Below are 10,485 nucleotides of genomic sequence, written 5' to 3'. Positions count from 1 at the left end.
TCGACAGGTATGGAGCCAATCTTATAGTTTTGCTCAATCTTAACAGAATGGATGAAACTAATTGTTGGATAAACTGTCCAATCATTAATGGATTCGGTATGACTCAAAAAGGTCAGTATGAGTGAGGGCTAAAAAAATGGATTCGCGCCCTATTAATGCAGGAAAAGTACAGGCGCCTTTTGTCGGCTCAAGTTTATCTGAAAATATTGATAAGACAGGCACCGCTTTTGCCAGAAAAGTGACTCTAAGTGGAGAGTTAATGCCCACGGATGTTGCTTCTGCAAAGCGGGATGAGGCAGCCAATATTCATTGCATGCGAAATGTCGGGCAGAAAGTAGCCGCCACTGATATTCCCTCGAAAATAATTGAGACAGGGCTGGAAACGCTGCCCATTGAACCGGTAAAAAAGCGTCCAAAAATAGCTGCAACCGAAACAGCCCATTGGTCGGTCATTGATCCATCGTTGATTGAATCCACTCAGGTAGCTAAAACAGCCTTGCTTCAGCCTTATCGCCCTTCACACATCTCACCGCCTGCCGGGACCATTGCCCGTGAGGTTCATGGTCTCCAGCACAGTTGTCGGGCGGCAATCTGGGCACTAGCCCTGTTGGAACTGCGTAAACGGCACGGCAATCCCCTGGCGCGGGCATTTCCCGACCAGATGGTGCCGCTGCTGATTAAAACCTGCCTGTTTCACGACACTGGTCGTGAAGGCGATGGGGACGATACGGAGGAGTGGGAGCGGGCCAGTGCTGACAACCTGAGGGAACACCTGCGTAACTGCGGCGTGTATCAGTCTCTGGCCTGGCAGTGCGGTGAGGCCATTTGCCACAAGGATAATCCGCAGGGCTGTGAGCATCTGCCAGAGACAATACAGACCCTGCGCAGTCTGCTCCATGACGCCGATACGCTGGATGTTATGCGGGTCAGAGGATGCTTTTACATGGACCGGCTGGAGTGTTTTGCGGCCTGTCAGGATGATCAGCAGAGGCAAGACTGGCGCCTGCTGGCCGAAGAGGTTTGCCGGGTGATTGCCAGGCAGGGCGACCTCTGGTATCCGATCAAGTTGCAGGACAGTGACGCAAACCGCGAACATTTCTTCAGCATCGGTGACGCCAGCCGGTGTGAAACCACTAAAAAGCATTGGGAGCACCACCCTTCGCCCTTCAGTTATCAGCTGTTTAGCATAGGTGAGCAGTCCGGTGTTGTCCGGGAGTTGATTACGCCCTATACCGGACAGCTGGCAGAACCTCAGGAATCATCTTTCTCCCTGACAAAACTGACCTCGCACAGTGCTGCCATGAAAAGTGCTGCCATGGAAGAATGCCAGAGCGCTTGGCCAGCGGGGCTTTACACCGACCCCGTCAGCCAACAGGTTTATTCCATCAAACCGGCGAGCTGTGAGCTAAGTGCCCGCAACCAGCTACTGATGGCCAACCTTGCCGGGCTGCTGGGCATCACAGTACCTCAGAGTTTTGTTCATGAGGAGCAGGATCACTTTTATGTGGTCAGTCCTGTCCCCAAACAATGGCAGGGTAAGCTCAAAGGTGGTGAGGCAACGCTGCGCTCTCTGTCTCAAGAGCAGTGGGCCAGATTATTGCTGATTAATGTGATTGTCGGTAACGAAAGTATGGTGAACAGTGCCTGGGAGGGCATTGAACTGACCCCGGAAGGGGAGCCGGTTATGTTTCACTGGGATTATGCCGGGATGGCGACTCGCTACCCATGTCCTGAAAAACCAGAGCCCGCCCCCAAACCGGATGATTTTTCCTCCATGCCCGTGCTGCTGAATAAACTCAGGAACCCTCAGGCGCCCCCCATGAACTCGTTGCCGATTTATAACCCCTGCGTCGATATCCTCGCGCAATTAGAAGATGACATGCTGGGCCATACCCTGAAAGATATCTTGCGGCAGGTTGACTGGCAGGCCCTGGACCGGCTCATCGAACACAGCGGTTTTCTGCCCGGTGATCGCAGCTGGTTACGGCAGACTATTCATGATCGCATTGCCTGGCTGACCACCCGCTTTCCCAACAGCCTGGGTGCGGGCGAGAGGGTATCCATGGCGGAATACAAGGCAATCGAGGCGGCGGGTATCCGTGGCGGGTGGCTGCCGGTCAAAGGCCGGGATATCCGCGGCGGGCAGATCGGTATCAGCCAGTTACTGGATGCCAATGGCCAACCCATCACCCGGATGACCCTCAAGTTGTCCCGGGAAGCGGGCAATAAACTGGCTGGTAACCTGGCTCTGGAACGGGGATTACACCGCCTGGCCAGCCGGGTTGAATATACCAACTATGCCCTGAACAGATGTTACCGAGACTGGCGCAGTGACTTGACCAGCCTGGCCAATGATTGTGAGGGCATGGCCGGGCAGTTAGCCAAAGATAAACAACGGTGGCACGCAAAGGATCACAATATCATTGAGAATAACGTGATGATTCTGCAGGACATTGCTAACAAGTGCCGGGCGTCGTTAGCCGCCGACTGGCCGTCCATTGCAAAACTGCCAACCATCGAAACGCCTCTGCCTTTCCCGGCCTTACCAGCACGAGTCAGTTCAAGAATGGGCAAAGACGTTGAAGCGAAAGTAGAACTGGCTGAATTCAGTCACGGTTTTGCCAAACTGACAGGCCAGAGCGTCAGCTATTTGATTCCGCAACAACTGAAGGCCACCCCCATGACCGCCTCACCGGTACGAGCCGTTGCACTCGAATCGGTTGTCTGTGAAGGCGGCAGTGTTCTGTTTTCTCCTCCGAACCTGCCTGAAGCCCTGAGCTTTGAAAATCAACTGACCCTCACCTTTAGGGGACACAGTAAAGCGGTGGTTGAAGCCTTGTTCAGGGAATTGGCAGAGCTGGGTATTGATGGGGGGCGACCGGATACCAACGACCTGGAAGAGCAATGGCTGGACACTCTGGCCGATTACCACGGCTGCCTTGGTGATATGAACCTTGCTGTGGCAGCGGATATCAATACCCCGGTAAACACCCGCAAAAAAGCCTTTCTTAAACAGGTGCTGCACTTCATTGACGACGATTGGGAAATCCATTGTCGTATTCGTGCAGGACGTCTGGTGCACTACCGCCCAGGGTTGCCCCATGGTATTGAGGCAAACCCCGCGAGGAAGTTCTGCCTCGGGCACGATATAAACTTTCGCCCAGAGCGAAAAGGGAGCAATGGACAGTTTTTGAGCGATAGCCTGGAAAATGAAGCTACCCTGAGCTCCTTTGAACGACGTGCTCAGATCGGGGTGGAACCACCCAGGCATATTTCGGTACGCAGGGTGAAATGCGACACCGAATATACATTTTCCCGTGTCATGGAGAAGGAGCTGGCGGATAAATCCAGGTTCAGACCCAGTGGGGTCATGTCTTTGCGCCTGACTTCTGAAACACTGGGCCGTATGGATGCACAAATTTATAGAAATCACAGCCAGATCAGGGGGCCATTCTTTGGTGTCGAGGCCTTTGCCCGCAATGAGAAAATCATTACGCAGTCAACCAATGACTACCAGAGTGTTACTCAGTGCAATCAGCCACAGGAGACCCGTTTTTCCAATCCTGTGTCCTTGCTTGACGAGTTGTACATACTTGAGATGAGTTCTCCCAAAAGTCAGGGGCAATTGTTGCGCACTCTGAAGCAACGCTTTAGCCATTGGCCCGACGGGCGGCCGCTGGAAACGCTTTTTCCGCAATCCTGGTCAGTCTTTTACCATGAGATAATCTGCAAAGGCAGCCAGTTTGACGAAGGCATCAAAAGTCTCGTCAGGGGTTGTGGTGAAGAGCGCATAGAGTTGTTGTTTGAGCAAAACCCACAGTTGTTGGAGGGAAAGCTGGATTCCCTGGACGGCTTTCATCTCAATAGAATTATGTATTGTATAAAAGGGATTGATTTCAGCGGCTGTTCAATGAAGGGTACAGTATTTCGTTCCGTTGCATTTCAGAACTGCAAATTCAATACAGAGCTGTTAAACAGTGCCATTATTGAAAAGGGCTTTTTCAGCAAATGTTCTTTTGAAGGTAAGCGGTTTTCATCATCGATATTAGATAATGTCCGATTTATTGCTGAAAATGATGAGAATGGCCTGGTATGTGAAAGTACACGTCAGCTGTCCCGAATCCTGTATCAGTCGTGTGTTAATGAACACAATGAGTTCAATCTGAAACAATGGTTGGAGGTGATGGGCAAAAGTTACTGTCTACGCGGGTACTCAGCACCGCTGGATGATTTGAGTCGGGATATTCTGTCCCAAAATGTTGATAAAATTACCGGAACGTATCCACAGCAACTTTGTCCTGTTATTTATGGGCTTTTTTCCATAGGATTTGAAAATACTGCCAATGCAATAAATTTTGTCAGTAATAATCCGGAATTCTATGATCGAAAAATTAAAGATCTTAAAGATTTGTATTTTGATTTTAGAACCATCTTCCTGAATGAAGGGAATTATAAGAAAATGATGGGTGATCCATTTGTAGTATTATTTGAGCTCGATTGCGTCGAAGGCAATAATGATTTTTCCCGGGAAGCCGTTTTGGCGTTGATGCTAAATGTTATTAACCTTGTTCTATTCCCGGAATTCAATGATAAATACATAGACTTTAGCGTCAATGCCAACAGCACGGATGAGCATGACAATTGCTGGAAGGCCATTCCTGAGGTAAGTAGCGAAATTACACAAAATAATTCAATCTCAGGTTCGGAAACAAATGACCTGTCTCTGGTTGAAATGCAACGTTATAAAGCTCTTCTCTGTAGATTCTGCCTTAAAGATTACCGAGACTATATTCATCGATTCTGGAAAGAGTGCTCAGAAAAGAGTCAATTAATAATAGCCAAACACTGTTTGCGTCATCAAAATGTTGCCGTTAGCCCCTCAACAACCGGAGAATTTTTAAATTTGTTGTCTAAAGAAGACGGCGAGGAAAACTGGCAGGAAATCTATACCGCTAACATTGAAAAGCATAAAAAAAATCAGAAAGAGTGGGAACTCTTGTTCGAGTCACACCTGAACACCTCCTGCCATTCGACGAGTGTGAAGCCAATCTTATAGTTTTGCCCAGCCTTTACATAAGTACTCAACCATACGAAATCATATTTTCTGACTCATTGCTCAGGCACTCGCGGCAACTGCTCCTGCGTTGCTCTAGCTCCTGCATCCATGCAGTCGTGCTGCGTTGCAACTCTGGTCACATAGCTTGCTATGTTCCCGTCGTTGCGCCTTGCAGAGCACCTGCCCAATAAGCCAGAAATATTCGATTCCGTATGGCTGAGTACTTATAGTTTTTCCCAGTCTTCACAGAATGGATGAAACTAATTATTGGATAAACTGTCCAAACTGTAATGGATTCGGTATGACTCAAAAAAGTCAGTATCACAAGGACAGAAGTGAGGGCTAAAAAAAATGGATTCGCTCCCCAGTAAAACAGTAGGTGGAACAACAGAACAGCTATCTTTTGCCGGTTCTATCCCTTCATCTGACAATAGTGGTAACACAGGCGTCGCTTTTGCCACAAGGAAAGTGAGTGGACGTGATGAGGTCATGCTCCCCGGTGCTGCTTCTGAAAAGTGGGATCAGGCAATCAAAATTGATTGTCAGGCCGGGCATAAACGTAATGTAACCGTTGCTGATATTACCTCGAAAATCAGTGGCACATCGCTGGCAGCGCTGACCAGTGAACCGGTAGAAAAGTGTCCGAAAATAGGCAAAACCGAAACTGAGCCAGCCCATTGGCCGGTCATTGATCCATCGTTGATCGAATCCACTCAGGTAGCAAAAACAGCCTTGCTTCAGCCTTATCACCCATCACACATCTCACCTTCTGCCCAGACCATTGCCCGCGAGGTTCATGGTGTCCAGCACAGTTGCCGGACGGCGATCTGGGCAGTAGCCCTGTTGGAACTGCGTAAACAGCACGGCGATCCTCTGGCGCGGGCATTTCCCGACCAAATGATACCCTTACTGATCAAAACCTGCCTGTTTCACGACACTGGCCGTGAAGGCGATGGGAACGATACGCCCGAGTGGGAGCGGGCCAGTGCTGACAACCTGAGGGAACACTTGCGTAACTTCGGCGTGGATCAGTCCCTGGCCTGGCAGTGTGGTGAAGCCATTTGCCACAAGGATAACCCGAAGGGCTGCGAACAACTGCCAGAGGTGATACAGACCCTGCGCAGTCTGCTCCATGACGCCGATACGCTGGATGTTATGCGGGTCAGAGGACGCTTTTACATGGATCGGCTGGAGTGTTTTGCTGCCTGTCAGGATGATCTCCAGAAGCAAGAATGGCGCCTGTTGGCCGAAGAGGTCTGTCAGGTGATTGCCAGGCAGGGTGACCTCTGGTGCCCGATCAAGTTGCAGGACAGTGAGGCAAACTGCAAACATTTCTTCAGCATCGGTGCCGCCACCCGCTGTGAAAACACCAAGAAGCAGTGGGAGCATCATCCTTCGCCATTTAGTTATCAGCTGTTTAGCATAGGTGAACAGTCCGCTGTTGTCCGGGAGTTGATTACGCCCTATACCGGAGAGCTGAAAGAACCACAGGAATCGTCCTTCTCTCTGGCAAAACTGACCCCGCAAGCTGCTGCCATGGAAGAATGCCAGAGCAGGTGGCCAGCGGGGCTTTACAACGACCCCGTTAGCCAACAGGTTTATTCCGTCAAACCGGCGAGCTGTGAGCTAAGCGCCCGCAACCAGCTGCTAATGGCTAACCTTGCCGGGCTGCTGGGCATCACAGTTCCTCAAAGCTTTGTCCATGAGGAGCAGGGGCATTTTTATGTGGTCAGTCCCGTTCCCGAACAATGGCAGGGCAAGCTCAAAGGCGGCGAGGCGACGCTGTGCTCTCTGTCTCCAGAGCAGTGGGCCAGATTATTGCTGATTAATGTAATTGTTGGTAACGAAAACATGGTGAACAGTGCCTGGGAGGGCATTGAACTGACCCCGGAAGGGGAGCCGGTCATGTTCCACTGGGATTATGCCGGGATGGCGACTCGCTATCCATGTCCTGAAAAACCAGAGCCCGCCTCGAAAACGGATGACTTTTCCTCCATGCCCTTGCTGCTGAATAAACTGCGGAACCCTCAGGCTCCGCCCATGAATTCGTTGCCGATCGACAACCCCTGCGTCGATATTCTCGCGCAATTAGAGGATGACTTACTGGGCCATACCCTGAAAGATATCTTACGTCAGGTTGACTGGCAGGGTCTGAACCAACTGATCGAACACAGTGGTTTTCTACCCGGTGACCGCAGCTGGTTACGGCAGACTATTCATGATCGCATTGCCTGGCTGACCACTCGCTTTCCCAACAGTCTGGAGGCAGGTGAGAGGGTTTCCATGGCGGAATACAAGGCGATAGAGGCGGCGGGTATCCGAGGCGGTTGGCTGCCGGTCAAAGGCCGCGATGTCCGGGGCGGGCAAATCGGTATCAGCCAGTTACTGGATGCCAATGGCCAACCCATCACCCGGATGACCCTCAAGTTGTCGCGGGAAGCGGGCAATAAACTGGCTGATAACCTGGCCCTGGATCGGGGATTGCATCGTCTGGCCTGCCGGGTTAAATATACCAACTTTGCCCTGAATAATCCTAAGCACGCCCCGAACGACCATTACCGCGACTGGCGCAGTGACCTGATCAGCTTGGCCAACAATTGCGAGAGCATGGCCGGACAATTAGCCAAAGATAAATCACGATGGCACGCAAAGAATCACAATACCATTGATCAGACCGTGATGGTTCTGCAGGACATTGCTAACAAATGTCGGGCATCGTTAACCAACGACTTGCCGTTTATTGCAAAACTGCCAGCCATCAAAACGCCCCTGCCTGCCCCGGCTTTACCTGCACGAGTCAGTTCAAGAACTGGCGAAGAGGTTGAGGTAAAAATACAACTGGCTGAATTCAGCCACGGTTTTGCCAAACTGACAGGCCAGAGCGTCGGTTATTTGAGTACGGAACAACTGGATGCTGCCCGCCTCAGCGCCTCACCAGTACGAGCCGTTGAACTCGAATCGACCGTCTGTGAAGGTGGCAGTATTCTGTTTTCTCCCCCGAGCCTGCCTGAAGCCCTGAGCTTTGAAAATCAACTCACCCTCACCTTTCCCGGACACAGTAAAGCGGTGGTTGAAGCATTGTTCAGGGAACTGGCAGAGCTGGGTATTGGTGGGGAGCGGCCAGATATCAACGACCTGGAAGAGCAATGGCTGGACGCCCTGGCCGACTATCACGGCTGCCTCGGTGATATGAACCTTGCTGTGGCAGCGGATATCAATACTCCGGTAAACACCGACAAAAAAGCCTTTCTTAAAGAATTGCTGAACTTCAGTGACGAAGAATTGCTCAATTGGGAAATCCATTGTCGTATTCGCGCAGGACGTCTGGTGCATTACCGCCCGGGTCTGCCCCATGGCATTTCGGCAGACCCCGCCAGACAGTTCTGCCTCGGGCACACGTTAGGCTTTTGTTCGCATGGGGAACGGAACAATGGCCAGGTTTTGATCAGTCTGGAAAATGAAGCTGTCCTGAGCTCCTTTGAACGACGTCATCAGATCGGGATGAAACCGCATGATTTCAATGCGGGGAATATAGCTCGCAGGATCAAAAGCAACACCGAATACACATTTACCCGAGTCATGGAGCAGCTGGCGGATAATTCCAGGTACAGACCTGGTGGGGCCATGTCTTTGCGCCTGACTTCTGAAACACTCGGCCGTATGGATGCAAAAATTTATAAAGAACCCATCCAATATTCAGGGGGATTCCCTGGTCTGGAGGCCCTCGCCCGTAATGAGAAAATCATTACGCGGTCAACCCATGACTACCAGAGTGTGATTAAGCACACTCTGGCACAAGAGACCTGTTTTTCCAAGCCTGTGTCTTTGCTTGACGAGTGGAGCAAACTTGAGATGAGTTCTCTCGAAGGACAGCGGCAATTGTTGGATACACTAAAAAAACGCTTCAGCCACTGGCCCGACGGGCGTCCGCTGGAACAGCTTTTTCGGGAATCCTGGTCAGTCCTCTACCGTGAGTTAACCTCTCAAGGCAGTAAGCATCACCCAGGCCTCAAAGGTATCGTCAGCTCTTGTGGCGAAGAGCGCATACAGTTGCTGTTTGAGCAAAACCCACAACTGTTGGAGGGCAAGCTGGATTCCCTGGATGGTTTTGAGCTGAAGAGTTTGAGTACTATAGAAAGCATTGATTTCAGCGGCTGTTCAATGAAGGGTACAATACTGCCATCCATTACATTTCAGCAATGTAAATTCAATACAGAGCGGTTAAACAGTGCCATTGTTGACAGTTGCTTTTTCTCACAATGTTCTTTTGAAGGTGAGCGGTTTTCATCATCGGTATTAGACAATGTTCGGTTTCACACTCCAGGTGGTAAGGATGGCGAGGTACTTGAAAGTACACGCCAGATTTCCCAAATCCTGTATCAGTCCTGTGTTAATGAGAACAATGAGTTCAATCTGAAAAAATGGCTGGAGGTGATGGGTGAGAGTGATTATTTATGCTATTTCTCAACACCGCTGGATGATTTAAGCCGGGATATTCTGTCCCAACATATTGATGAAATTATCAGAACTTATCCACAGCAACTTCATAAAATCATTTATGGACTTTTCTTCATTGAATTTAAAAGTACTGCCAATGCAATAAATTTTATCCGGAATAATCCGGAGTTCTATCATAGCCAAATCAAAGATCTCAAAGATGTGTATTTTGAGTTCAGAACCACCTTCCTGAAAGAAGGAGATTATAATTGGTCGATAGGACATCCATTTGAAAACTTATGTCCCCTCTATCGCCTCAAAGAAAATGATTTTACCCGGGAAGCAGTTTTGGCGTTGATGTTAAATGTTATGAACCTTGTTCTGTTCCCTGAATCCAATGACAAATACATAGACTTTGGCGTCAATGCCAACAGCACGGATGAGCATGATGATTGCTTGAAGGTCATTCCTGAGGTCAGCAGCGAAAGTACACAAAACAACTCAATCTCATCCCTGCAAACAGATGACCTGCCTCTGGCTAAAATGCAAGCTTACAAAGCTGATCTTTGTAAGTATTACCTCGAAGAGTATCGGGAATATTTTCATCAATTTTGGAAAGAATGCACAGAAAAGAGTCAAATAAGAATAGCCAAACACTGTTTGCTTCATCAAAATATTGCCGTTAGTCCCTTAACAACCATTGAATTTTTAAATTCGTTGCCTGAAGGCCATGACGAGCAATACTGGCTGAAAATCAAACGCGCTAACATGAGTAAACATACAAAAAATCAGGATGAGTGGGACCGCTTGCTATAGGAATATTTTAGAAATTGGGGTGGAGACAACAGATATTATTGAGTTCGTATTGGCTGTTATGGTGCGCCTGTTTTTTGAATGTGTGCGCTTATTTTTAATTGCGTAGTTAAGTACCTAGTCAGGTACTTATAAAATTAAAGAAACCAATTTCTCATCCTGGCGTTCGAGAGGGATGA

General features: G+C 49.4%; 2 protein-coding genes. Both read left to right on the top strand.

The genetic code is table 11. The features are described 5' to 3' along the window. Positions 1-136 precede the first annotated feature (136 nt). Entirely contained in the window at positions 137-5,056 is a 4,920-nt protein-coding gene (locus tag P6910_RS24585) for a hypothetical protein (RefSeq protein WP_317143865.1), read from the top strand. A gap of 351 nt (positions 5,057-5,407) precedes the next feature. Then, positions 5,408-10,309, top strand: a complete 4,902-nt coding sequence (locus tag P6910_RS24580; RefSeq protein WP_317143864.1) for a hypothetical protein — start codon at positions 5,408-5,410, stop codon at positions 10,307-10,309. Positions 10,310-10,485: the final 176 nt, after the last annotated feature.

This window comes from Endozoicomonas sp. 8E (genome assembly GCF_032883915.1).
GTDB lineage: Bacteria > Pseudomonadota > Gammaproteobacteria > Pseudomonadales > Endozoicomonadaceae > Endozoicomonas_A.
The sequence above is the reverse complement of the archived record's forward strand: the minus strand, read 5'-3'. Positions and strand labels throughout refer to the sequence as shown.